Below are 25,239 nucleotides of genomic sequence, written 5' to 3' on the forward strand. Positions count from 1 at the left end.
TACAAGGGTTCCCCTCGCCGTAGCGGCGGGCTGACCGTGCGGGCCGAGCGCGTCTTCGCGTACGGCAGCGCCGCCGGACTCCTCGGCGACCTCCTGATCGGCGATCCGCGCCGCGGGCATCCGGTCGCCGCGTTCGGGCGGGCCGCGGGCGCCGTCGAGCGCGTGCTGTGGCGTGACCACCGCGGGTGGGGCGCCGTGCACACCGCCGTGTGCGCCGGGGGCGCCGCCGTCGCCGGCGGCCTCGCCGCGCGCGCCGTGCGCCACTCCCCCGCCGCCTCCGCCGCGCTGACCGCCGCCGCCACCTGGGCGGTCGTCGGCGGTACGTCGCTGGGGCGCGAGGCGCGCGCCATCGGGGGCGCGCTGGCCGCCGGTGACGTGGACGCGGCGCGCGAGCGGCTGCCGCATCTGTGCGGGCGTGACCCGCAGGCCCTGGACGCGGACGGGATCGCGCGGGCCGTCGTCGAATCCGTCGCCGAGAACACCTCCGACGCCGTCGTGGGCGCGCTCGTGTGGGGCGCCGTCGCCGGCGTCCCCGGGCTCGTCGCGTTCCGCGCCGTGAACACGCTGGACGCCATGGTCGGGCACAAGTCGGCCAGGTACCGCCGCTACGGCTGGGCCTCCGCGCGCCTCGACGACGTGGCGGGCTGGCCGGGAGCGCGGCTGACCGGCGTGCTCGCCGCGGTCGCCGGCGGCCGTCCGCGCGGCGCGCTCACCGCGTGGCGCGAGGACGCGCGGCTGCACCCGAGCCCCAACGCCGGTGTCGTCGAAGCCTCGTTCGCGGGGGCGCTCGGGGTGCGGCTCGGCGGGACTCTGTCGTACGGCGGGCGGGTCGAGCACCGGCCCGTACTGAACGCGTCGGGCCGGGCCGTGGAGACCGCCGACGTCGAGCGGGCGGCGCGGCTGTCGCGCCGCGTGAGCTGGCTGGCCCTCGGCGTGTGTGTCGCCGGGCGGGCACTGTTGCGGAGGGGGAAGTCGTGAGTGGTGGCGGACTGCTGGTGGCAGGGACCACGTCCGATGCCGGGAAGAGCGTCGTCACCGCGGGGATCTGCCGGTGGCTGGTGCGGCAGGGGGTGAAGGTCGCGCCGTTCAAGGGGCAGAACATGTCCCTCAACTCCTTCGTCACGCGCGAGGGAGCCGAGATCGGGCGGGCGCAGGCCATGCAGGCGCAGGCCGCCCGCGTCGAGCCGAGCGCCCTGATGAACCCCGTGCTGCTGAAGCCGGGCAGTGACCGGAGCAGCCAGGTGGTGCTCATGGGCAAGCCGGTGGGCGAGTTGAGCGCTCGGGGCTACCACGGGGGACGGCAGGCGGCACTTCTGGACACCGTCGTGGGATGCCTGGAGGAACTCCGGGGCAGCTATGACGCCGTGATCTGTGAAGGGGCGGGATCGCCCGCCGAGATCAACCTGCGCCGCACCGACATCGTCAACATGGGGATCGCCCGGGCCGCGCGGCTGCCCGTGCTCGTGGTCGGCGACATCGACCGCGGCGGCGTCTTCGCGTCGTTCTTCGGCACGACGGCGCTGCTCGCGCCCGAGGACCAGGAGCTGCTCGCCGGCTATCTGGTCAACAAGTTCCGCGGGGACGTCTCGCTCCTCGAGCCCGGCCTCGACATGCTCAAGGACCTGACCGGGCGCCCCGCGTACGGGGTTCTCCCCTTCCGGCACGGCCTCGGCATCGACGAGGAGGACGGGCTGCGCGTGTCGCTGCGCGGTTCCGTGCGCGAGTCGCAGACCACGGCCCCGGTCGGCGAGGACGTGTTGCGCGTCGCCGTCTGCGCCGTCCCGCTGATGTCGAACTTCACCGACGTGGACGCCCTGGCCGCGGAGACGGGCGTCGTCGTGCGGTTCGTCGACCGGGCCGAGGAGCTCGTCGACGCGGACCTGGTCGTCGTGCCGGGAACGCGCGGCACCGTCAAGGCACTTCAGTGGCTGCGCGAGCGCGGCCTCGCCGGCGCCCTCGCGCGCCGGGCCGCCGAGGGCCGGCCGGTCCTCGGGATCTGCGGCGGCCTCCAGGTGCTCGGCGAGCGCATCGAGGACGACGTCGAGTCGCGCGCGGGCGCCGTGGACGGGCTCGGGCTGCTTCCCGTACGGGTGCGGTTCGCGCGCGAGAAGACCCTCGCCCGGCCCGTCGGCGAGGCGCTCGGCGAGCGCGTCGAGGGCTACGAGATCCATCACGGGGTCGCCGAAATCACGGGCGGAGAAGCCTTCTTGGACGGGTGCCGCGTCGGCTCCGTCTGGGGCACGCACTGGCACGGCTCGCTGGAGGCGGACGGCTTCCGCCGGGCGTTCCTGCGCGAGGTCGCGGCCGCCGCGGGCCGCCGTTTCGTGCCGGCGCCCGACACGTCGTTCGGCGCGCTGCGCGAGGAGCAGCTCGACCGGCTCGGCGATCTGATCGAAGAACACGCGGACACGGACGCGCTGTGGCGGCTCATCGAGTCCGGCGCTCCGTCAGGACTGCCTTTCATTCCACCGGGAGCGCCCGCATGAGCACAGTGTTGTTGTTGTCGACCGCAGACACCGATCTGCTGGCGGCCCGGGCCTCCGGCGCCCCCTACCGGATCGGGAACCCGACCCGCGTCGACGTGCAGAGCGAACTGCCGGAGCTGCTCGACGGCGTCGACATCGCCGTCGTACGGCTCCTCGGCGGCAAGCGCGCCTGGGAGGACGGACTCGCGGCGCTGAAGGCTTCCGGGGTGCCGACGGTCCTGCTCGGCGGCGAGAGCGTCCCGGACGCGGAGCTGATGGCCGAGTCGACCGTGCACGCGGGCGCCGTGGCCGAGGCGCTGCGCTATCTCGTCGAGGGCGGTCCCGGCAACCTCGTCGAGCTGGCCCGCTTCCTCGTCCAGGACGTGCTCCTCAACGGGCACGGCCGGGCCGGTGACGCGCAGGAGCGGCACAGCGCCGAACCGCAGAAGATGCCGGAGTACGGGGTGCACGGCCGCCGTGCCCGCGTCGAGGGCCGTCCGACCGTCGGCGTGCTCTTCTACCGCGCCCACGAGCTGTCCGGGAACACCGCGTTCGTGGACACGCTGTGCGACGCGATCGAGGCGCGCGGCGTCAACTCCCTCCCGGTGTACTGCGGTTCGCTGCGCGGCGCCGACCCCGGCCTGTACACGCTCCTCGGCGAGGCCGACACCCTGGTCGCGACCGTGCTCGCGGCGGGCGGTGCACACGCCTCGCAGGCGTCCGCGGGCGGCGACGAGGAGGCCTGGGACATCGGCGCGCTCGCCGACCTCGACATCCCCGTCCTCCAGGGTCTTTGCCTCACGTCGTCGAAGGCGGCCTGGGAGGCGTCGGACGCCGCCCTGTCGCCGATGGACGCGGCGATGCAGGTCGCGATTCCCGAGTTCGACGGCCGGATCGTCACGGTGCCGTTCTCCTTCAAGGAAGAGGGCCCCGACGGCGTCCCGGTGTACGCGGCCGACCCCGAGCGCGCCGCGCGCGTCGCCGGGATCGCCGTGCGCCACGCGCGTCTCGGCCACAAGCCGAACGGCGAGAAGAAGCTCGCCGTCGTCTTCACCGCCTACCCGACCAAGCACTCGCGGGTCGGCAACGCGGTGGGCCTCGACACGCCCGCCTCCGCCGTCCGTGTCCTGGACGCGCTGCGCGAGGCCGGTTACGGCGTCCACGGCTACCCGGACAACGGTGACGAGCTGATCCACCGGCTCATCGAGGCGGGCGGCCACGACGTCGAGTGGCTCACCGAGGACCAGCTGGCGTCGGCGCCCGCGCGCGTGCCGCTCGCCGACTACCGCGCCTGGTTCGACAAGCTGGCGCCCGAGCTGCGCGAGGCGATGCTGGAGGCGTGGGGCGAGCCGCCGGGCTCCCTCTACGTCGACGGCGACGACATCGTGCTCGCGTCGCTCCAGTTCGGCAACGTCGTCGTGATGATCCAGCCGCCGCGCGGCTTCGGCGAGAACCCGATCGCGATCTACCACGACCCGGACATGCCGCCGTCGCACCACTACATGGCCGCGTACCGCTGGCTGGAGAACAGCTTCGGCGCGGACGCCGTCATCCACATGGGCAAGCACGGCACCATGGAGTGGCTTCCGGGCAAGGGCCTCGGCCTGAGCGGGAGTTGTGCGCCCGACGCCGTCCTCGGCGAGTTGCCGCTGATCTACCCGTTCATCGTGAACGACCCGGGCGAGGGCACGCAGGCCAAGCGCCGCGGGCACGCCACGGTCGTCGACCACCTGGTGCCGCCGATGGCGCGCGCCGACACGTACGGCGACCTCGCGAAGCTGGAGCAGCTCCTCGACGAGTACGCGCTCGTCTCGGACCTGGACCCGACGAAGGCGCCGGCCGTGCGCGCCCAGATCTGGACGCTGGTCAAGGCCGCCGAGCTCCACCACGACCTGCATGTCGACGAGCAGCCGGACGACGGCGACTTCGACGAGTTCGTGATGCACATCGACGGCTATCTGTGCGAGATCAAGGACGTGCAGATCCGCGACGGTCTGCACATCCTGGGCGGCGGGCCGGTCGGCGAGCCGCGGGTGAACCTCGTGCTCGCCGTGCTGCGCGCCTCGCAGGTGTGGGGCGGCACCGCGAACGCGCTGCCCGGCCTGCGGGCCTGCCTGGCCGAGCACTTCGGCCTGGTCGAGAAGGAGCTGCTGGGCGAGCCCGGCGCCCCCGTGAAGGTGCCGGCCGAACTGACGGGCCTCGTCAGCGGTCCCGCCCGCAGCGCCGCCGACGCGATCGACCTCCTGGAGCAGCTGTGCCGGCGCGCGGCCGAGGGCATGGAGGAGCGCGGCTGGGACGCCGCGGCCGTCCCCGCGCTCGTCCGGGACGTCGTCGGGACCGAACTCCCGGACGCCCTGGCCGTGTTGGAGTTCGCGTGCCGTGAGGTCGTGCCGCGGCTCGCGCGTACGACGGACGAGATCGGGCACATCCTGCGCGCGCTCGACGGCGGATACGTGCCCGCGGGACCGTCCGGGTCGCCGACGCGCGGCCTGGTCAACGTGCTGCCGACGGGCCGCAACTTCTACTCCGTCGACCCGAAGGCGATTCCGTCGCGGCTGAGCTGGGAGGTCGGGCAGGCGCTCGCCGACTCGCTGGTGGCGCGCTACCTCGCCGACACCGGCGAGTACCCCAAGTCCGTGGGCCTGACGGTGTGGGGCACCTCCGCGATGCGTACGCAGGGCGACGACATCGCGGAGATCCTCGCGCTGCTCGGCTGCCGCCCGGTGTGGGACGACGCCTCGCGCCGGGTCACCGGCTTCGAGATCGTGCCGGCCGCCGAGCTCGGGCGCCCGCGCATCGATGTGACGGTCCGTATCTCCGGCTTCTTCCGCGACGCGTTCCCGCACGTCGTGGGCCTGATCGACGACGCCGTGCAGGCCGTCGCCGCGCTCGACGAGAGCGCCGAGCACAACTACGTACGCGCCCATGTCGAACAGGACGCCGTCGAGCACGGCGACCGGCGGCGGGCCACGGCCCGCATCTTCGGGTCGAAGCCGGGCGCGTACGGCGCCGGGCTGCTGCCGCTGATCGACGCCCGCAACTGGCAGTCCGACGCGGACCTCGCCGAGGTGTACGCGGTGTGGGGCGGTTACGCGTACGGGCGCGGGCTCGACGGGCGGGCGGCGCGCGGCGACATGGAGACGGCGTTCCGCCGCATCAACGTGGCGGCGAAGAACGTCGACACGCGCGAGCACGACCTCGTCGACGCCGACGACTACTTCCAGTACCACGGCGGCATGGTCGCCATGGTGCGGCATCTGACGGGCGCCTCCCCCGAGGCGTACGTCGGCGACTCCGCCGTGCCCGACCAGGTGAAGACCCGCACGCTCGGCGAGGAGACCCACCGGGTGTTCCGGGCGCGTGTGGTCAACCCGCGCTGGATGGCCGCGATGCGCCGCCACGGCTACAAGGGCGCCTTCGAGATGGCCGCCACCGTCGACTACCTCTTCGGGTACGACGCGACGGCCGGCGTGGTCGACGACTGGATGTACGAGAAGCTGTCGGCCGAGTACGTCTTCGACGCGGAGAACCAGGACTTCATGAAGAAGTCCAACCCGTGGGCCCTGCGCGGCATCACCGAGCGGCTGCTCGAAGCGGCCGAGCGCGGCCTGTGGGCCGAGCCGGACGCGCAGACGCTGGAGCGGCTGCGGGCCACGTATCTGGAACTTGAGGGCGACTTGGAGGGCGACGACCAGTGAGTACCCCCTATCCGTTCACCGCGCTCGTCGGGCAGGACGACCTGCGGCTCGCGCTGCTGCTGAACGCGGTCAGCCCCGCCGTCGGCGGGGTGCTCGTGCGCGGCGAGAAGGGCACGGCCAAGTCGACGGCCGTACGCGCTCTTTCGGCGCTCATGCCGGAGGTCGAGGTGGTCGCCGGGTGCCGTTTCTCGTGTGCGCCCGACGCGCCCGACCCCGCGTGCCCGGACGGGCCGCACGAGACCGGACCCGGCACCTCACGTGCCGCGCGCATGGTCGAGCTGCCCGTCGGCGCGTCCGAGGACCGGCTCGTCGGCGCGCTCGACATCGAGCGGGCGCTCGCCGAGGGCGTGAAGGCCTTCGAGCCCGGACTCCTCGCCGACGCACACCGCGGGATCCTGTACGTCGACGAAGTGAACCTGCTGCACGACCACTTGGTGGACCTGCTGCTGGACGCGGCCGCGATGGGCGCCTCGTACGTGGAGCGCGAGGGCGTGTCCGTGCGGCATGCCGCACGCTTCCTGCTCGTCGGCACCATGAACCCCGAAGAGGGCGAGCTGCGGCCTCAGTTGCTCGACCGGTTCGGCCTCACCGTGGAGGTCGCCGCCTCCCGCGAACCCGACCAGCGCGTCGAGGTCGTCAAGCGGCGCCTCGCCTACGACGACGATCCCGAGGGCTTCGCCGGGAAGTGGGAGCAGGAGGAGTCCGCCGTGCGGGCCCGGATCATCGCGGCACGCGAACTCCTTCCGTCCGTTCGGCTCGGCGACGCCGCGCTGCGGCAGATCGCCGCGACGTGCGCCGCGTTCGAGGTCGACGGGATGCGCGCGGACATCGTGATGGCGCGTACGGCGACGGCGCTCGCGGCGTGGGCGGGCCGCACGGATGTGCTGGCCGAGGACGTGCGGCAGGCCGCGCTCCTGGCTCTGCCGCACCGCAGGCGCCGCAACCCGTTCGACGCGCCGGGGCTCGACGAGGACAAGCTCGACGACACCCTGGAGGAGTTCGGCAGCCAGGATGACGAACCGGATCCGGACGGTGACGGTGACGGTGACGGCGGCGGGGACGGGCCCGGTGGCGGGGGCGGGCAGCCGCCCCAGGACGCGCCCGAGGGCAGCGGCTCCGACACGGGCGGCGACCAGGCCGCCGACATCCCTGCGCAGGGCGAGCCCTCCGAGAGCGGCGAGCGGAAGGCTCCCGCGGGCGGCGGCGAGCAGGCGGCCGCCCGGGCCTGCGAGCCCTTCCGTACGAAGATGCTGAGCGTGCCCGGACTCGGTGAGGGTGCCGCCGGGCGGCGCTCGCGGGCCCGCACGGAGCACGGGCGTACGACGGGTGCGCGGCGTCCGCGCGGCGCGCTCACCAAGCTGCACCTGGCGGCGACCGTGCAGGCCGCGGCCCCGCACCAGCGGGCGCGGGGGCGTTCCGGCCCCGGGCTCGTGGTGCGGCGTGACGATCTGCGGCAGGCGACCCGGGAGGGCCGCGAGGGCAACCTCGTGCTCTTCGTGGTCGACGCCTCCGGGTCGATGGCGGCGCGGCAGCGGATGAGCGCCGTGAAGGGCGCTGTCCTGTCGCTGCTCCTCGACGCGTACCAGCGGCGGGACAAGGTGGGGCTCGTGACGTTCCGCGGGTCCTCGGCCGATGTGGCGCTGCCGCCGACGTCCTCCGTGGACGCGGCCGCCGTACGGCTCGAGTCGCTGCCCACCGGTGGACGTACACCGCTGTCCGCGGGGCTCCTCAAGGCGCACGACGTGCTGCGCGTGGAGCGACTGCGGGACCCGGCGCGCCGGCCGCTCGTCGTCGTGGTGACCGACGGGCGCGCGACGGGCGGTCCTGAGCCGGTGGCGCTCGCGGGGCGTGCGGCGCGGCTGCTCGCCGCCGAGGGAACGGCGTCGGTCGTCGTGGACTGCGAGTCGGGTCCGGTGCGGCTCGGGCTCGCCGGTCAGCTGGCGGGCGAGCTGGGCGGGACGGCGGTGACGCTCGACGAGCTGCGGGCCGACTCGATCGCCGGGCTCGTGAAGGACGTACAGAGTGGGCAGTCGAACAGCAGGAGGGTCGCGTAATGCCTCAGGGACAGCCGAGTGTCGTGCCGGACGACGGGCTCACGACGCGGCAGCGGCGCAACCGGCCGCTCGTCGTCGTCCACACCGGCATCGGCAAGGGCAAGTCGACGGCGGCGTTCGGACTCGCCCTGCGCGCCTGGAACCAGGGCTGGCCGATCGGGGTGTTCCAGTTCGTCAAGTCGGCGAAGTGGAAGGTCGGCGAGGAGAACGCGCTGCGCGTCCTCGGCGCGAGCGGCGAGGGCGGGAGCGTCGACTGGCACAAGATGGGCGAGGGCTGGTCCTGGGTCCAGCGTGACGCGCAGATGGACAACGAGGAGAAGGCCCGCGAGGGCTGGGAGCAGGTCAAGCGTGACCTCGCCGCCGAGACGTACCAGCTGTACGTGCTCGACGAGTTCGCCTACCCGATGCACTGGGGCTGGATCGACACGGACGAGGTCATCTCCGTGCTGCGGGACCGGCCCGGGACCCAGCACGTCGTGATCACCGGGCGCAACGCCCCCGGGAAGCTGGTGGACTTCGCCGACCTGGTCACCGACATGTCCAAGGTCAAGCACCCGATGGACGCGGGCCAGAAGGGCCAGAGGGGCATCGAGTGGTGAGTTCGTCCATGCCTCGGCTCGTCATTGCCGCGCCCTCGTCGGGCAGCGGCAAGACGACCGTCGCGACGGGTCTGATGGCGGCGTTCGCCGGGCGCGGGCTCGCCGTGTCGCCGCACAAGGTCGGGCCCGACTACATCGACCCCGGCTACCACGCCCTGGCCACGGGGCGCCCGGGGCGCAACCTCGACGCGTACCTGTGCGGGCCCGAGCTGGTGGCGCCGCTCTTCGCGCACGGGGCACGGGGGTGCGATCTCGCCGTCGTCGAGGGCGTGATGGGACTTTTCGACGGGGCATCCGGTCAGGGGGAGCTGGCGTCGACCGCGCATGTCGCGAAGCTGCTTCGGGCGCCGGTCGTGCTCGTGGTCGACGCGTCGTCCCAGGCGCGGTCCGTGGCCGCGCTCGTGCACGGTTTTGCGTCGTTCGATCCTGAGGTGCGGCTCGCCGGGGTGATCCTCAACAAGGTGGGGTCCGAGCGGCATGAGGCGATCCTGCGGGAGGCACTGGACGAGTCGGGGGTGCCGGTTTTCGGCGCCTTGCGCCGGGGGGCCGAAGTGGCTACTCCCTCGCGGCATTTGGGGCTTGTGCCGGTGGCTGAGCGGGGGGCGGAGGCGGTTTCGGCTGTCGCCGCGATGGCTGAGTTGGTCCGCGTTGGGTGTGACCTGGACGCGCTGTACGCCGTGGCGCGTAGTGCTCCCTCGCTGGTCGGTGCGGCTTGGGATGCGGCTGAGGTATTGGGGGGTTCTCTCCCCAAGCCCGCCCCTTCCCTGAACCGGGGCTCTGCCCCGGACCCCGGTCCTCGAACACCGGACGGGCTGAATAGGCCGCCCGCTCTGGATGTGACGGACGGGATGGATGAGCCGCGACCCGTCGTCGCTCTCGCCGGTGGCGCCGCCTTCAGCTTCTCCTATGCCGAGCACAGTGAGCTGCTCCGCGCCGCCGGGGCCGAGGTCGTGGCCTTCGATCCGCTTCGGGACGAGCAACTCCCGGACAGGACACGGGCGTTGGTCATCGGCGGTGGTTTTCCGGAGGTGTACGCCTCCGAGCTGTCCGCCAATGAACCGCTGCGCAAGGCCGTCGGGGAGCTGGCGCGGTCCGGGGCTCCCGTCGTCGCCGAGTGTGCGGGGCTGCTGTATCTGGCGCGGTCCCTGGACGGGCAGCCCATGTGCGGGGTTCTGGACGCCGACGCGCGGATGTCGGAGCGGCTGACGCTCGGGTACCGGGAGGCCGTCGCCGTGTCCGACAACGTGCTGGCCGCGAACGGGACGCGAGTGCGCGGTCACGAGTTCCATCGCACCGTCGTCGAACCCGGGGCCGGCGCCTCCCCCGCGTGGGGCGTCACGCGTCCCGGGCGGCGCGTCGAAGGGTTTGTGCAGGGCGGGGTGCACGCCTCGTACCTGCATGTGCACTGGGCCGCCGTGCCCCAGGCGGCGCGGCGCATCGTCGCGCAGGCAACCGAAGCCGCGCGGGCAACCGAAGGAGTCACCCCGTCATGACCAGCAGCACCACGCACCGGCTGACCGGCGTCGGCGTGGGTCCCGGTGACCCCGAGCTCGTGACCGTGAAGGGCGTGAACGCCCTGCGCGAGGCCGCCGTCGTCGTCGTACCGGTGATGGCCGCGGCCGACGGGACCGATGGCGGCGAGCCCGGCCGCGCCGAGGCGACCGTCCTGCACTACGTGCCCGCCGGCAACGTCGTCCGCGTCGTCTTCGCGCTCAACGAGCGCTCGGACCGGGCCCGGCGCGAGGCCGCCTGGGACGCGGCCGGCGAGCGCGTCGCGGCGCTCCTGCGGGAGCACGGCACGGTCGCGTTCGCCACGATCGGCGACCCGAACGTGTACTCCACGTTCACGTACCTCGCGCAGACCGTCGGGGAGCTCGTCCCGGGGACCAGCGTCGAGACCGTGCCCGGTATCACCGCCATGCAGGACCTCGCCGCGCGGTCCGGTGCCGTGCTCACAGAGGGCACCGAGCCGCTGACGCTCGTGCCGGTGACCGCCGGTTCGGCCGTGCTCAAGGAAGCGCTCGCCGGGCCCGGCACCGTGGTGGCGTACAAGTTCGGGCGGCTCGCGGGCGAGGTCGCCGCGGCGCTGCGCGAGACCGGGCGGACGCAGGACGCCGTGTGGGGGTCCGCGCTCGGGCTGCCCGAGGAGTCCATCAGGCCCGCCGCCGAACTGGAATCCGACGCCGCGCTGCCGTACCTGTCGACGCTGATCGCGCCCGCTCGGCGCGACGGCGGACGGGGCGGGAAACTGTGAGCCGCCGGGGGGTGGAGCAGGCGCCAGGGCCTGTTCCGGGTTCCCCGTCGTCCGCGTGGCGCGCGGGCGACGCGGTGTTCGGTGCGTGCCATCGGCGTGCGGTGTCGCAGGCGCGGAACGCGGAGCAGGCCCTAGTCCCCCGACGCGCCGATCACCAGCCACATCAGGGCTGCGCCCGCGATCGTGCACAGGAGCGTGGAGCGCGCCGGGTGGTGGTGGCTGGCCTCCGGCAGGATCTCCGCGGCCGCGATGTACAGCAGAACGCCGCCGAAGAACCCGAGGTAGCAGGCGAGGGCCTGCGCCGGAATGGTGAACAGCAGCGTCGACGCGGCGCCCGCCACCGGGGCGAGCGCGTCCGCGCCGACCATCGCGAGTGCCTTGCGGCGGGCGTTCCCGTAGGCGCGCGTGATCGTGTACGTGTTGAAGCCGTCGGCGAAGTCGTGCGTGATCACGGCGAGCGCGACGGTGTACCCCATGGTGCTGCTCACCTGGAACGAGGCGCCGATCGCGACGCCGTCCGCGACGCTGTGCCCGACCATCGCGGCGGCGGCGCCGAGGCCGACCTGGGGCACCTGTTCCTCGCCCTCCTGCGCCCCGTGCGCGGCCTGGCGCATCGCGAGCAGCCGCTCGACGACGTGCGCGGCGAGGAAGCCCGTGACGAACAGGAGCAGCGCGGCCGGCACTCGGTAGATCTCGTTGCCCGCGCCGTGCAGGGCCTCCGGAAGCAGGTCGAAGCCGACCACGCCGAGCATCAGGCCGCCGGCGAATCCGAGCACCAAGTGGCGCCGGTCGGTGACGTGGTGGGCGGTCCAGCCGCCGACGAGTGTCATCACGAACGAGCCAAGTGCGACGAGGACGGCCATGGTCCCTTGCTAGCGGATCGGTACTGTCCGCGCACGCCCGGGACCGGCTGAGCCGCACCTTCCGACCCGTCCGATACCGCTCCCGTACCTCCGTACGACCGAACCGTGTACGACCGCGTGATCCTCACGCGTACGACGTCCATCCCCGAGAGGACCCCAGTCATGCCCGAAGCAACCACCGGCAAGGTGACCTTCGTCGGTGCCGGGCCCGGCGCCGCCGATCTGCTCACGTTCCGCGCCGCGCGCGCCATCGCGGACGCCGATGTCGTCATCTGGGCGGCCAGCCTGGTGCAGGAGGAGGTCCTCGACCACGCGCGCGAGGGCGCCGAGATCCTGGACTCGGCGACGATGTCGCTGGAGGACGTCGTCGCCGTGTACGAACGGGCGCACCGCGACGGGCTGCGGGTCGCGCGCATCCACTCCGGGGACCCGGCGCTGTGGGGCGGCACGCAGGAGCAGGTCGACCGGTGCGCGCGGCTCGGTATCGCGACGGAGGTGATCCCTGGTGTCTCGTCGTTCTCGGCGGTGGCCGCGCTCGTCCAGCGCGAGCTGACGATCCCCGAGGTCGCGCAGTCCGTGATCCTGACGCGGCTCGGCGGCGGCAAGACGCCGATGCCTCCGGGCGAGGAGGTGCGTGAGTTCGCGCGGCACGGCACGACGATGGCGCTGTTCCTTTCGGCGGCGCGCAGCGGCCAGTTGGTGCGTGAGCTTCTGGAGGGCGGCTACCCGACGTCGACGCCGGTCGTCGTCGCGTACCAGGCGACCTGGCCGGAGGAGCTGATCGTGAAGTGCACGATCGGCACGCTGGAGGAGACCGTCAAGGAGCACAAGCTGTGGAAGCACACGCTGTTCCTGGTCGGCCCGGCCCTGGACGCGGAGGGCACACGTTCGCACCTCTACCACCCGGGCCACTTCCACGGTTTCCGCAAGGCCGACCCCGAGGCGCGGGCGGCGCTGCGGGCCGGGAAATCCGCACAGGCCCAGTCGTGATCACGGTCTTCGGTACGGGGACGGGGGCGCCGCTGTCCCCGGATCCGGCCCTGTCGTCCGCCGCTCTTGTCGTCGGCGGGCGGCGTCATCTCGACGCGGCCGGGGCGCTGCTGGCTCCCGGCGCGGAGCGGGTCGTGCTCGGGCCGCTGGCTCCGGCGCTGGACACGGTCGAGCGCTACATCGAGAACGAGAACGAGAAGGGGCAGGGCGTCGCGGTGCTGGCGTCCGGCGACCCGGGGTTCTTCGGCGTCGTGCGGGCGCTGGCCGAGCGGTTCGGGCCCGCGGCGCTCGACGTGCGGCCGGGGGTGTCTTCGGTGGCGACGGCGTTCGCGCGCGTCGGCCTTCCTTGGGACGACGCGGCGGTGGTCAGCGCGCACGGCCGTGACCTGCGGGCCGCGGTCAACGTGTGCCGCGCGCACCCCAAGACCGCGGTCCTGACGGGTCCCGGCGCGGGCCCGGCCGAGCTGGGCGCCGAACTCGCGCACAGCGGCGCCGACCGCGTCCTCGTCGTCGCGTCCCGCCTCGGCGACCCCGAGCACGAGAGCCTTGAACGCGTCACGCCGTCGGAGGCCGCCGCCCGTGACTGGGGCGACGCGGTGAGCGTGGTGCTGTGCCTGGACGAGAAGCGGGCGCTCGCACCGGTGCGCACTCTCGCGGGTCCCGGCCGGTCACCGTCCCGATGGGCCCTGGACGAGGGCGAGTTCGAGCACCGCGACTCGATGATCACCAAGTTCGAGGTGCGGGCGCTCGCGCTCGCGCGGCTCGGGCCGCGCCCGGGCGACCTGGTGTGGGACATCGGGGCCGGTTCCGGCTCGGTCGCCGTGGAGTGCGCGCGGTTCGGTGCCGCGGCCGTGGCCGTGGAGAAGACCGTGGACGGTGTGGCCCGGATCCGGGACAACGCCGCCGCCCACGGTGTCGACGTGCGCGTCGTGCACGGCGCGGCGCCCACCGTCCTGTCCGATCTCTCCGACCCCGACGCGGTGTTCATCGGCGGGGGCGGGCGTGAGCTGACCGCGATCGTGACGGCGTGCGCGCGGCGCACGCGACGGTCCGTGGTGGTGGCCGTGGCGGCGGTGGACCGGGTGGGCGCGGTGCGGGACGCACTCGGCGCCGCCGGGTTCGTCACCGACGGGGTGCTGCTGCAGTCGTCCCGGCTCGCGCCGCTGCCGGGCGACGTCTCGCGCCTCGCCGCGGCCAATCCGGTGTTCCTGGTGTGGGGCGTACGGCCCGATACGCAGAGCGCCGCTTCCGCGGCTTCCTTGACTTCGGTGACTTCCGTGACTTCCGTGACTTCCTTGAACGAAGGAGTAGTTGAGTGATCGGCCTGATTTCCGCCACGGCGGCCGGGGCGGTGTCCCGCGACCGGCTCGCGTCGGCGTGGCCGTCGCGTACGCGCGTGTACGAGGGTTCTGTGGGGGACGCCGTGCGGCGCGCGTTCACGGAGTGCGAGCAGGTGGTGTGCTTCCTGGCGACGGGGGCCGTGGTCCGGCTCGTCGCGCCGCTGCTGCGGGACAAGCACGCGGACCCGGGCGTGGTGTGCGTCGACGAGGCCGGGCGGTTCGCGGTGTCGCTGCTCGGCGGGCACGAGGGCGGGGCGAACGCGCTCGCGCGCGAGGTGGCCGCCGTCCTGGAGGCCGAGCCGGTGGTGACCACGGCGACGGACGCGGTGGACGTGCCGGGGCTCGACACGCTCGGCCTGCCCGTCGAGGGGGATGTCGCCGCAGTCACCCGGGCGGTCCTCGACGGTGAACCGGTCGCCCTGCACGCCGAGTTGGCCCACCCGCTGCCCGCTCTGCCGGGAAATGTCGCGCCGGACCAGGTGGCCGCGCACACGATCCGCGTCACCGACCGCGCCGTGGAGCCCGCCGACCGCGAGGTCGTCCTGCGGCCTCCGTCGCTCGTCGTGGGCGTCGGCGCCAGCAAGGGCGCGCCGGTCGACGAGGTGCTCGGGCTCGTGCGCGAGACGCTGCGGGACGCGGGGCTCTCGCCGCTGTCCGTGGCGCGGCTCGCGACCGTCGACGCCAAGGCCGGTGAGCCGGGCATCGTCGGGGCCGCCGAGCAGTTGGGCGTGCCCGTCGTGACCTACGGCGCCGACACCCTCGCCGCGGTCGCCGTGCCGAACCCGTCCGACGCGCCGCTCGACGCCGTCGGCACGCCCTCCGTGGCGGAGGCCGCCGCGCTGGTCGCCGGCGGTGAACTCCTCGTACCGAAGCGGAAGTCGGTGCGCGCCGACGGGAAGCCCGCGATGGCGACGTGCGCCGTCGTGCGCACCGCGCCGCGCGGCCGGCTCGCCGTCGTCGGGCTCGGTCCCGGCGCCCGTGACCTCGTGACGCCGCGCGCCCGCGACGAGCTGCGCGCCGCGTCCGTACTCGTCGGCCTCGACCAGTACGTCGACCAGATCAGGGACCTCCTGCGGCCCGGCACCCGGATCCTGGAGTCCGGGCTCGGCGCCGAGGAGGAGCGGGCCCGCACGGCGGTCGCCGAGGCCCGCAAGGGGCAGGCCGTCGCGCTGATCGGCAGCGGGGACGCGGGCGTGTACGCGATGGCGTCGCCCGCGCTCGCCGAGGCGTCCGACGACATCGACGTGGTGGGCGTACCGGGTGTGACGGCCGCACTCGCGGCGGCCGCGATCCTGGGCGCGCCGCTCGGCCACGACCATGTCTCGATCAGCCTGTCCGACCTGCACACGCCGTGGGAGGTCATCGAGCGGCGGGTGCGTGCGGCGGCCGAGGCGGACATCGTCGTCACGTTCTACAACCCGCGCAGCCGGGGCCGTGACTGGCAGCTGCCGAAGGCCCTCGCCGTCCTCGCCGGGCACCGCGAGCCCGGTACGCCCGTCGGCGTGGTGCGCAACGCGTCCCGCGCCGACGAGTCGAGCCGGCTGACCACGCTCGGCGAACTCGACCCGGCCTGGGTCGACATGATGACCGTCGTCACCGTCGGCAACACGGCCACGCGGCGGATCGCGGGCCGCATGGTCACCCCGCGCGGCTACCGCTGGCAGCAGCCGGCCGCCGCCGCTCCCGACCACACCACCGGCACCACCCAGAAGGAGTCCTCGTGACCACCCCGCCCGCTCTGCTCATCGCCGGACACGGCACCCGCGACGAGGCCGGTGCCGAAGCCTTCCGCGACTTCGTCAGGGAGCTCGGCCGCCGCCGTCCCGACCTGCCCGTGGCGGGCGGCTTCATCGAGCTGTCGCCGCCGCCGCTGACGGAGGCGGTGGGCGAGCTCGTGGAGCGCGGGGCGCGCCGGTTCGCGGCGGTCCCGCTGATGCTGGTGTCGGCGGGGCACGCCAAGGGCGACATCCCGGCGGCGCTCGCCCGTGAGAAGGAGCGGCACCCGGGGATCTCCTACACGTACGGGCGTCCGCTGGGTCCGCACCCGTCGCTGCTCCAGGTGCTCGAGCGGCGTCTCGACGAGGCGCTGGGCGGCGGGGCGCGCACGCCTCAGGACCGGGCCGATGTGACGGTCCTGCTGGTGGGCCGCGGTTCGACGGACCCGGACGCCAACGCCGAGGTGCACAAGGCGGCGCGGCTTCTGTGGGAGGGCCGCGGTTACGCGGGCGTGGAGACGGCGTTCGTGTCGCTGGCCGCGCCGGACGTGCCGTCGGGCCTCGACCGGTGCGTGAAGCTCGGCGCGCGGCGCGTCGTCGTCCTGCCGTACTTCCTGTTCACGGGGATCCTGCCGGACCGGGTGCGGCAGCAGACGGAGGGCTGGGCGTCGGCCCACCCGGACGTCGAGGTGCTCTCCGCCGACGTGATCGGCCCGGAGCCGGAGCTGATCGACCTGGTCATGGAGCGGTACGAGGAGGCCGTCCGCGGCGATCTGCGGATGAACTGCGACACCTGCGTGTACCGGATCGCGCTGCCGGGCTTCGAGGACAAGGTGGGGCTCCCGCAGCAGCCGCACTTCCACCCGGACGACGACGGCGACCACCACGGTCACGGGCACTCCCACGGTCACGGGCACTCCCACTCGCATGCGCACTGACGACGGTCACGATCTGCGCCACCACGGCGACGCGGAGGTCCGCGGCACGGGCGCGGATCTCACGGATCTCGCGGTGAACGTCCGCTCGGGCACTCCCCCGGTGTGGCTGCGCGAGCACATCGCTTACTCGCTCGGCGGGCTCGCCGCGTATCCGGACGGGCGGGCGGCCCGCGAGGCGGTGGCCGGCCGGCACGGGCTTCCCGTGGAGCGGGTGCTGCTCACGGCGGGGGCGGCGGAGGCGTTCGTGCTGCTCGCCCGCGCCCTGAAGGTCCGTCACCCGGTGGTCGTGCACCCGCAGTTCACGGAGCCGGAGGCGGCGCTGCGGGACGCGGGGCACGCCGTGGACCGGGTGCTGCTGCGCGAGGAGGACGGCTTCCGGCTCGACCCGGCGGCCGTGCCCGAGGACGCGGACCTGGTGGTGATCGGCAATCCGACGAACCCGACGTCGGTCCTGCACCCGGCCGCGCTCATCGCTCAACTTGCCCGTCCTGGGCGGGTGTTGGTGGTGGACGAGGCGTTCATGGACGCGGTCCCCGGCGAGCGGGAGGCCCTCGCGGGCCGGAGCGACGTGCCGGGGCTCGTGGTGCTGCGCAGCCTGACGAAGACGTGGGGGCTGGCGGGGCTGCGGATCGGCTACGTGCTGGCGGAGCCGGACACGATCGCGGAGCTGGAGCGGGCGCAGCCGCTGTGGCCGGTGTCCACGCCGGCGCTGGCCGCGGCCGAGGCGTGCGTGTCGCCGCGTGCCCTCGCGGAGGCCGCGCACGCGGCGCACCGGATCGCGGCCGACCGGGCCCATCTGGTCGCGGGGCTCGCGGAGTTCGCGCCGGAGGTCGTGTCGGTGGCGGGTCCCGCGGAGGGTCCGTTCGTACTCGTACGGGTTCCCGGTGCGGCGGCGCTGCGCGCGCGGCTGCGGGAGCGGGGTTTCGCGGTGCGGCGCGGCGACACGTTCCCGGGCCTCGGCACGCAGTGGCTGCGTCTCGCGGTGCGGGACAGGGCGACGACGGGCCGGTTCCTCCAGGCGCTCGACCAGGCGCTGACGGGCGCCTGACGGGGACATGCGGAGGGGCGGGAGCCCCCGGCTCCCGCCCCTCCGCTCCCCTCCGGTCCCCCCTCGGGCCCTCGGGTCAGGAGCGCCCGCGCCGAGCGACGGCGACGGCCCCGCCACCGGCGACCAGCAGCACGACGGCGCCGCCCGCGATGTACGGCGTCATCGAGTTCCCCCCGGTCTCCGCGAGGTCCGCCTTGGCGGCGGGCTCGGCGATCGGCTTCGCAGCGCCGCCCTGCGGCTTCACGTCGTCGGCCGGCTTGGCCGGGGGCTTCTGCGCGGGCGCCGCCTTGGGCGTCTCGCAGGTCGCGCCGGCGAGGGTCACCGTGCCCTCCACCTCGGCCACGTTCAGCTTGAGCGGGTTGACGGACACCTTCAGTTCGAGCGCCGAGGCGGCAGCCGTACGGGATGTGGTGTGCGTCTTCGAGAGGTCGAGCCGGACCTCGCCCACGCCCGGGACCTTCACCTCCGTGGTGCCGCCGGCCGACAGGGTCACCTTCTTGCCGAGCACCGTGACCGCGCCCAGGACGTTCGACTCGGCGACGGGCCGCTTGCCCGTCTCGCAGACCGCCTTCGACGTGACCTGGCCGACCTCGATGAGCGAGAGCAGCGGCAGGCCCGGGATGTGGACCTTGGCGTGGGCGAGGTTGCTGTATCCCTGAGCCTTGTGGTCGTCGACGGTGGCCTTCGCGGTCGCCACGTCCGCCCGCAGGACGCTGAACGGCCGCCCGCCGTCGACGCCGTCCAGCTTCACGGTGAGGGCGGTCTTCTCGGCACTGGCGGGGGCCTGCACCTCGTTGAGCGTGGCCGTGAGCGGGACGTTCACGGTCTTGTTGAGCAGGGAGACGTCCAGGCCGGTACGGAGGACGACGGCGCTCGACCTGCCGCCGTGGCCGCCCGTCGCGTGCGCGGTGCCCGCGGTGGCGAGGAGCGCCGGGGCGACGGCCAGGGCCGTGGCGGCGGCCGACGCGGCGAGGCGGCGTGCGGGCACGCGAAAGGTGGTGCTGGGCATGCTGATGGGACCCCCACAAGAGAAATGGAGCCGTCGGCCCCGCCCCGCCATGGGGGACATCGCTGGGCGCGCCGTCGGCCTCGATGGAGGGAATCTTTACGCACCGAGAGTGAACGGGCAGCAACCTGACGTGAGTTCACTCCAAAGTGGGGTTTCCGATCTGGTCTTCGAGTCTCTGGGCTCGGTTGTTCCCTGTTGCCCCACTGTTGTCACCCGGTCGACCGGCGCATCCCGAAGGTGCCGGTCGGCCGCGCGGGCGCGCACGAGTGGTGTGCAACGAGCGGGCGGGCGTCGGCGTCACGTTCCGTCAACCCGCGTCCGCCGGCGGCCGGTTCAGCCCACGATGCGGCCGCGCAGCACCACGCGCCGGGGCGAGGCCAGGACCCGTACGTCGGCGCGGGGGTCCGATGCGTAGACCACGAGGTCGGCCGAGGCGCCCTCCTCGAGGCCGGGGCGACCGAGCCAGGCGCGGGCGCCCCACGCCGTCGCGGAGAGCGCGTCCACGGCCGGGAGTCCGGCCTTGAGCAGTTCGGCGACCTCCCCGGCCACCAGGCCGTGCGCGAGCGAACCGCCGGCGTCGGTGCCGACGTAGACCGGCACCCCGGCGTCGTACGCCGCGCGCACGGTGTCGTAGCGGCGCTCCCACAGGCGGTTCAGATGGGCCGACCAGCGGGGGAACTTGGACTCGCCGGCCGCCGCGATCTGCGGGAACGTGGCGATGTTGACGAGGGTCGGGACGATCGCGACGCCGCGCTCGGCGAACAGCGGGATGGTGTCCTCGGTGAGGCCCGTCGCGTGCTCGATGCAGTCGATGCCCGCCTCGACGAGGTCGCGCAGCGAGTCCTCGGCGAAGCAGTGCGCGGTGACGCGGGCACCGAGGCGGTGCGCCTCGGCGATGGCGGCCTCGACCTCTTCGCGCGGCCAGCACGCGGTGAGGTCGCCCGCGTCCCGGTCGATCCAGTCGCCGACGAGCTTCACCCAGCCGTCGCCGCGCTTCGCCTCCCGCGCGACGTAGGCGACCAGCTGGGGCGGCTCGATCTCGTGCGCGTAGTTGCGGATGTAGCGGCGGGTGCGGGCGATGTGCTGCCCGGCCCGGATGATCCTCGGCAGGTCCTCGCGGTCGTCGATCCAGCGGGTGTCGGAGGGGGAGCCCGCGTCGCGGATCAGAAGCGTGCCGGCCTCACGGTCGGTGAGGGCCTGCTTCTCGGCGACGTCGGCGGGCACCGGGCCGTGCGTGTCCAGGCCGACATGGCAGTGCGCGTCGACGAGTCCGGGCATGGCCCACCCGTCGACGGTGGTGATGTCGAGGCCGGGCCCGGCAGGCCGGTCGTACGTCACCCGCCCGCCCACGACCCACAGCTCGTCCCTGACGTCGTCGGGCCCGACGAGGACCCGTCCCTTCACGTGCAGCATCGCGCGCTCACTCATGTCAGAAGCCTATGAGGCCGGTGGGTACGCTCGGAACGGCAGCCCGCCGTACGAACTCGTGAACGAAGATCACGGGCGACGAGAGCGAAGAGAGCACGATCGTGACCCACCCTTTTCTTGACCTGGCCCCCCTGAGCGCCGAGCACTTCGCCTCCGTCGAGCGGCGCGTGGCCGGGCTGCTCGACACCTCGCAGGACGTCGTGATCATGCAGGGCGAGGCGCTGCTGCCCCTCGAAGGCGCGATCCGCGGCACCGCGCGCCCCGGCACCGTGGCCCTGAACATCATCACGGGCCCCTACGGCCAGACCTTCGGCGACTGGCTGCGGGACAGCGGCGCGACGGTGTACGACCTGGCGGTCCCGTTCCACACCGCCGTGACGGCCGCGCAGGTGCGTGAGGCGCTCGCCGAGCACCCCGAGACCGACTTCGTCTCACTCGTGCACGCGGAGGCCGCGACCGGCAACACCAACCCGGTCGCCGAGATCGGCGAGGTGGTGCGGGAGCACGGCGCCCTGTTCTACCTGGACGCGGTGGCGTCGATCGCCGCCGAGCCGGTCCTGCCCGACGCGTGGGGCGTGGACCTGTGCGTGATCGGCGCGCAGAAGGCCATGGGCGGCCCGGCGGGCGTCTCCGCGGTGTCCGTCAGCGCGCGGGCGTGGGAGCGGATGGAGTCCAACCCGCAGGCGCCGCGCCACTCGTACCTGTCGCTGCTCGACTGGAAGCACCGCTGGATCGACGGCGGGCGCAAGGCGCTGCTGCACGCTCCGGCACAGCTGGAGATGCTCGCCCTCGAGGCGTGTGCCGAGCGCATCGAGGCGGAGGGCCTCGACGCCGTGACGGCCCGTCACGCCGGCGCCGCCGCGGCCACGCGGGCGGGCGCGCTCGCGCTGGGCGGCGGCATCGAGCCGTACGTGTACGAGGCCCGCGACGCGGCGCCGGTCGCGACGACGCTGCGTGCCCTGGCGGGGATCGACGCCTCGGAGCTGGTCGCGCGGGCGCTGGCGGTGGACCCGGTGCTGCCGCTGGTGGCCGGCGGCGGGGCGCTCGCCAAGGAGATGATCCGCGTCAACCACTACGGCCCGCAGGCCACCCGGGGCGTCGTGCAGTCCTCGCTCGCGGCGCTCGGCGGCGCGCTCGCCGAGATGGAGGGGTCCGGCGCGCCGGTGGACCTGGAGGGCGCGCGCAGGGCCGTCGCGGCGGCCTGGGTGCAGCCCCTGTAGTCCCGCGACTTCACAAAGCGAGGCGCCGCCCCTTCAATGGGGTGGCGCCTTCTTTTATTTTCCGAGTCAATTCTCGCGCATTTCTCAGCGCAGCTTCCCATATTCGTCTGCCCGCTTTCCGGGGACGTAAACACTAAGATTTCAACAACGGGAAACGGCGTAATTCGGACGCGTCTCGCCCCGGTTACGCCTCTGTGACGCACTCCACATCGTACGCGATTTACGTGCTTTGCCCCAGTCAAATCGTCACATACCTATCGGATCTCGCGTGCGCGCCCCCACCCGCGCGATAACACAGGATGCGCGTTTACGTAACCCTCTCCCGCGATGCAATCCCCGAACTTGCTCGGTAAATTGAATTCACATGACCGCGCAATTCCTGGAAATGCCCGAGAGCTTGCGGATCGACCGGCCCGACGTGGCCGACGGAGCCGCAATCTGGCGCATCGCCCGCGACTCGAAGGTGCTCGACCTCAACTCCTCGTACAGCTATCTGCTGTGGTGCCGGGACTTCGCCGCCACGTCCGTCGTGGCGCGGGACTCCGCCGGCTCCGTCGCCGGGTTCATCACCGGGTACATCCGGCCGGAGAACCCGCGCACCCTCGTGGTGTGGCAGGTGGCCGTCGACCATGCGCACCGGGGGCGCGGTCTGGCCGGGGCACTGCTCGACGGGCTCTGGGCGAGGGTCGCCGCCGACCGCGCGACAACCGTGCTCGAGACGACGATCTCGCCCGACAACACCGCTTCGCAGCGTCTGTTCGCCTCGTTCGCGCGCCGCAACGGCGCGCAGGCCGCGCAGACGGTGCTGTTCGACGCGGGCCTCTTCCCGGACGACGGGCACGAGCCCGAGGTGCTCCACCGCATCGGGCCGATCGCCTGACCCACGACCGGTCCCTCAGCACTTCTCGTCACCGCAAGTCCGCATCACCGCATGACTGCTTGACCTTCCAAGCCACCCCCACCCCCATCTCCCAGGAGATTCGCTGTGACCATCACCCAGCCGGACCTGAGCGTCTTCGAGACCCTTGAGTCGGAGGTGCGCAGCTACTGCCGCGGTTGGCCCACCGTCTTCGACCGGGCGCAGGGCAGCCGCATGTTCGACGAGGACGGCCACGACTACCTCGACTTCTTCGCGGGCGCGGGATCGCTCAACTACGGGCACAACAACCCTGTCCTCAAACGCGCCCTGATCGACTACCTGGAGCGCGACGGCGTCACGCACGGCCTGGACATGTCGACGACGGCGAAGCGCGCCTTCCTGGAGTCGTTCCAGAACATCATCCTGCGCCCGCGCGACCTGCCGTACAAGGTCATGTTCCCGGGCCCGACGGGCACCAACGCCGTCGAGTCGGCCCTGAAGCTGGCCCGCAAGGTCAAGGGCCGCGAGTCGATCGTGTCGTTCACGAACGCCTTCCACGGCATGTCGCTCGGCTCCCTCGCGGTGACCGGCAACGCCTTCAAGCGCGCGGGCGCCGGCATCCCGCTGGTGCACGGCACCCCGATGCCGTTCGACAACTACCTCGACGGGCAGACCCCGGACTTCATCTGGTTCGAGCGCCTCCTGGAGGACTCCGGCTCGGGCCTGAACACGCCCGCCGCCGTGATCGTCGAAACGGTGCAGGGCGAGGGCGGCATCAACGTCGCCCGCGCGGAGTGGCTGCGCAAGCTGGCCGATGTCTGCGAGCGCTGGGACATGCTCCTGATCGTCGACGACATCCAGATGGGCTGCGGCCGCACCGGCGCGTTCTTCTCCTTCGAGGAGGCGGGCATCACACCGGACATCGTGACTGTTTCGAAGTCCATCAGCGGGTACGGGCTCCCCATGTCCCTGTGCCTGTTCAAGCCGGAGCTCGACATCTGGGAGCCGGGCGAGCACAACGGCACGTTCCGCGGCAACAACCCCGCGTTCGTGACGGCCGCCGCCGCCCTCGAGGCGTACTGGACCGACGGCCCCGCCATGGAGAAGCAGACGCTCGCCCGCGGCCAGCAGATCGAGGAGGCCCTCGGCGCTCTTCGCGACGAGTTCCCGGGCGACACCGTCGAGTACCGCGGACGCGGCCTGGTGTGGGGCCTGGAATTCCGCGACAAGGACCGGGCGGACAAGGTCGCCAAGCGCGCCTTCGAGCTCGGACTGCTCATCGAGACCTCCGGCCCCGAGAGCGAGGTCGTCAAGCTGCTTCCGGCGCTGACGATCACGCCCGAGGAGCTGGAAGAGGGACTGCGCACGCTCACCCGGGCCGTGCGCGAGACCGCCTGACTTCCGCTCAAGCGGGCAGGCGCCCCCTCACCACGTAGAAAAGAAAGGCAGCAACTCACCGTGATCGTCCGTTCGTTCAAGGAGATCGAGAACACCGACCGGCATGTGAAGTCGGCGACCGGCACCTGGGAGAGCAAGCGCATCGTCCTTGCCAAGGAGAAGGTCGGCTTCTCACTGCACGAGACGATCCTCTACGCCGGCACGGAGACCGACATGTGGTACGCCAACCACATCGAGGCCGTGCTGTGCGTCGAGGGCGAGGCCGAGCTCACCAACAAGGAAACCGGCGAGAAGCACTGGATCGAGCCGGGCACGATGTACCTCCTGAACGGCCATGAGCGCCACACCCTGCGCCCCAAGACCGACTTCCGCTGCGTGTGCGTGTTCAACCCTCCCGTGACCGGACGGGAGGACCACGACGAGAACGGCGTTTACCCGCTGCTGACCGAGGAGGCCTGACCCTTATGAGCACGGAGACACGTACCGACCTCTACCCGACCCGCGGCGTCTCCGAGGTGGCGACGCCGCGCGTCGACCCCGTCGTCTGGTCTGCGCCGGGCGCGCGCGGTCCGATCCGCCAGTCGGACCTCGAGGGCTTCGAACGGGACGGCTTCCTGGCGATCCCCGAGCTGATCGGGCCGGACGAGATCGGCGTCTACCAGGCCGAGTTGAACCGTCTGGTCACGGATCCGGCGGTCAAGGCCGACGAGCGTTCCATCGTCGAGCCCACGTCGCAGGACGTGCGGTCCGTCTTCGAGGTGCACAGGATCAGCGAGGTGTTCGCGAAGCTGGTGCACGACGAGCGGGTCGTGGGCCGGGCGCGGCAGATCCTCGGCTCGGACGTGTACGTCCACCAGTCACGGATCAACGTGAAGCCGGGCTTCGGGGCGAGTGGCTTCTACTGGCATTCGGACTTCGAGACCTGGCACGCGGAGGACGGCCTGCCGAACATGCGGACCGTGTCCGTCTCGATCGCGCTGACCGAGAACTACGACACCAACGGCGGCCTGATGATCATGCCGGGGTCGCACAGGACGTTCCTGGGCTGCGCGGGCGAGACGCCGAGGGACAACTACAAGAAGTCCCTCCAGATGCAGGACGCGGGCACGCCGTCGGACGAGGCGCTCACCAAGTTCGCGGACCGGCACGGCATCCGCCTGTTCACGGGCAGCGCGGGCTCGGCAACGTGGTTCGACTGCAACGCCATGCACGGCTCCGGGGACAACATCACCCCGTATCCGCGCTCGAACGTCTTCATCGTGTTCAACAGCGTGGAGAACACGGCGGTGGAGCCGTTCGCGGCTCCGGTGCGACGGCCCGAGTTCATCGGGGCGCGGGACTTCACCCCGGTGAAGTGACCT

Annotated in this window: 20 protein-coding genes; 17 read left to right on the top strand and 3 right to left on the bottom strand. The window is 72.9% G+C overall.

The genetic code is table 11. The features are described 5' to 3' along the window. Positions 1-36 precede the first annotated feature (36 nt). Genes ACWIGU_RS19695 through cobI form a run of 7 tightly spaced genes read left to right on the top strand, consistent with a single transcriptional unit; the run spans position 37 to position 11,070 of the window. Positions 37-978 carry a cobalamin biosynthesis protein gene (locus ACWIGU_RS19695; RefSeq protein ID WP_454402537.1) on the top strand — a complete coding sequence of 314 codons (942 nt, stop codon included), beginning with the start codon at positions 37-39 and terminating at the stop codon, positions 976-978. Beyond that, a complete protein-coding gene (locus ACWIGU_RS19700; RefSeq protein WP_454402539.1) occupies positions 975-2,486 on the top strand; it encodes a cobyric acid synthase in 1,512 nt (503 codons plus the stop codon). Before ACWIGU_RS19695 ends, ACWIGU_RS19700 begins: the two co-directional genes overlap by 4 nt. Next, positions 2,483-6,163 carry a cobaltochelatase subunit CobN gene (gene cobN / locus ACWIGU_RS19705; protein WP_454402540.1) on the top strand — a complete coding sequence of 1,227 codons (3,681 nt, stop codon included), beginning with the start codon at positions 2,483-2,485 and terminating at the stop codon, positions 6,161-6,163. The genes ACWIGU_RS19700 and cobN overlap by 4 nt, the downstream gene beginning before the upstream one ends. Beyond that, complete coding sequence (locus tag ACWIGU_RS19710; RefSeq protein ID WP_454402542.1) at positions 6,160-8,217, top strand: putative cobaltochelatase; 2,058 nt, start codon at positions 6,160-6,162, stop codon at positions 8,215-8,217. The genes cobN and ACWIGU_RS19710 overlap by 4 nt, the downstream gene beginning before the upstream one ends. Continuing rightward, positions 8,217-8,816 (top strand): cob(I)yrinic acid a,c-diamide adenosyltransferase, encoded by a 600-nt coding sequence (gene cobO, locus ACWIGU_RS19715; protein WP_454402544.1) that lies wholly within the window; start codon positions 8,217-8,219, stop codon positions 8,814-8,816. Before ACWIGU_RS19710 ends, cobO begins: the two co-directional genes overlap by 1 nt. Positions 8,817-8,824: 8 nt before the next feature. Then, entirely contained in the window at positions 8,825-10,309 is a 1,485-nt protein-coding gene (locus ACWIGU_RS19720; protein WP_454402546.1) for a cobyrinate a,c-diamide synthase, read from the top strand. Then, complete coding sequence (gene cobI / locus ACWIGU_RS19725; protein WP_454402548.1) at positions 10,306-11,070, top strand: precorrin-2 C(20)-methyltransferase; 765 nt, start codon at positions 10,306-10,308, stop codon at positions 11,068-11,070. Before ACWIGU_RS19720 ends, cobI begins: the two co-directional genes overlap by 4 nt. Before the next feature lie 131 nt (positions 11,071-11,201). Here cobI and ACWIGU_RS19730 read toward each other — a convergent pair whose 3' ends face one another. Continuing rightward, the gene (locus ACWIGU_RS19730; RefSeq protein WP_454402550.1) at positions 11,202-11,933 is read right to left on the bottom strand and encodes a ZIP family metal transporter; all 732 of its coding nucleotides are present in this window, start codon (positions 11,931-11,933) and stop codon (positions 11,202-11,204) included. A gap of 162 nt (positions 11,934-12,095) precedes the next feature. Between ACWIGU_RS19730 and cobM the strand changes: the two genes are divergently transcribed. The 5 genes from cobM to cobC are packed head-to-tail and all read left to right on the top strand — an operon-like array spanning position 12,096 to position 17,964. Beyond that, on the top strand, positions 12,096-12,923 hold the full coding sequence (gene cobM, locus ACWIGU_RS19735; RefSeq protein ID WP_454402551.1) for a precorrin-4 C(11)-methyltransferase: 828 nt from the start codon (positions 12,096-12,098) through the stop codon (positions 12,921-12,923). Beyond that, complete coding sequence (cbiE, locus tag ACWIGU_RS19740) at positions 12,920-14,242, top strand: precorrin-6y C5,15-methyltransferase (decarboxylating) subunit CbiE (protein WP_454402553.1); 1,323 nt, start codon at positions 12,920-12,922, stop codon at positions 14,240-14,242. The genes cobM and cbiE overlap by 4 nt, the downstream gene beginning before the upstream one ends. Then, positions 14,239-15,987, top strand: coding sequence for a precorrin-3B C(17)-methyltransferase (cobJ, locus tag ACWIGU_RS19745; RefSeq protein WP_454402555.1), 1,749 nt, complete (start codon positions 14,239-14,241; stop codon positions 15,985-15,987). Before cbiE ends, cobJ begins: the two co-directional genes overlap by 4 nt. Further along, positions 15,984-16,916 carry a sirohydrochlorin chelatase gene (locus ACWIGU_RS19750; protein ID WP_454402557.1) on the top strand — a complete coding sequence of 311 codons (933 nt, stop codon included), beginning with the start codon at positions 15,984-15,986 and terminating at the stop codon, positions 16,914-16,916. The genes cobJ and ACWIGU_RS19750 overlap by 4 nt, the downstream gene beginning before the upstream one ends. Further along, a complete protein-coding gene (cobC, locus tag ACWIGU_RS19755) occupies positions 16,906-17,964 on the top strand; it encodes an Rv2231c family pyridoxal phosphate-dependent protein CobC (protein WP_454402558.1) in 1,059 nt (352 codons plus the stop codon). Before ACWIGU_RS19750 ends, cobC begins: the two co-directional genes overlap by 11 nt. Positions 17,965-18,040: 76 nt before the next feature. Here cobC and ACWIGU_RS19760 read toward each other — a convergent pair whose 3' ends face one another. Further along, entirely contained in the window at positions 18,041-18,973 is a 933-nt protein-coding gene (locus ACWIGU_RS19760; RefSeq protein WP_454402560.1) for an SCO1860 family LAETG-anchored protein, read from the bottom strand. A gap of 333 nt (positions 18,974-19,306) precedes the next feature. After that, positions 19,307-20,386: an amidohydrolase family protein gene (locus ACWIGU_RS19765; protein WP_454403074.1), complete on the bottom strand. Its 1,080-nt coding sequence runs from the start codon at positions 20,384-20,386 to the stop codon at positions 19,307-19,309. A gap of 116 nt (positions 20,387-20,502) precedes the next feature. On the opposite strand from ACWIGU_RS19765, the gene ACWIGU_RS19770 reads away from it, so the two are divergent. The 5 genes from ACWIGU_RS19770 to thpD all read left to right on the top strand — a co-directional run bounded on the left by ACWIGU_RS19770 (position 20,503) and on the right by thpD (position 25,236). After that, positions 20,503-21,621, top strand: a complete 1,119-nt coding sequence (locus ACWIGU_RS19770) for a pyridoxal-phosphate-dependent aminotransferase family protein (protein WP_454402562.1) — start codon at positions 20,503-20,505, stop codon at positions 21,619-21,621. A gap of 385 nt (positions 21,622-22,006) precedes the next feature. Continuing rightward, complete coding sequence (ectA, locus tag ACWIGU_RS19775; protein ID WP_454403076.1) at positions 22,007-22,501, top strand: diaminobutyrate acetyltransferase; 495 nt, start codon at positions 22,007-22,009, stop codon at positions 22,499-22,501. A 105-nt stretch (positions 22,502-22,606) separates the two neighbouring features. After that, positions 22,607-23,878 carry a diaminobutyrate--2-oxoglutarate transaminase gene (gene ectB, locus ACWIGU_RS19780; RefSeq protein ID WP_454402564.1) on the top strand — a complete coding sequence of 424 codons (1,272 nt, stop codon included), beginning with the start codon at positions 22,607-22,609 and terminating at the stop codon, positions 23,876-23,878. 60 nt (positions 23,879-23,938) lie between these two features. Further along, positions 23,939-24,337: an ectoine synthase gene (locus tag ACWIGU_RS19785; protein ID WP_100592467.1), complete on the top strand. Its 399-nt coding sequence runs from the start codon at positions 23,939-23,941 to the stop codon at positions 24,335-24,337. Between the two features lie 5 nt (positions 24,338-24,342). Further along, on the top strand, positions 24,343-25,236 hold the full coding sequence (gene thpD / locus ACWIGU_RS19790; protein WP_454402566.1) for an ectoine hydroxylase: 894 nt from the start codon (positions 24,343-24,345) through the stop codon (positions 25,234-25,236). Positions 25,237-25,239: the final 3 nt, after the last annotated feature.

The organism is Streptomyces sp. NPDC055400, assembly GCF_053644375.1.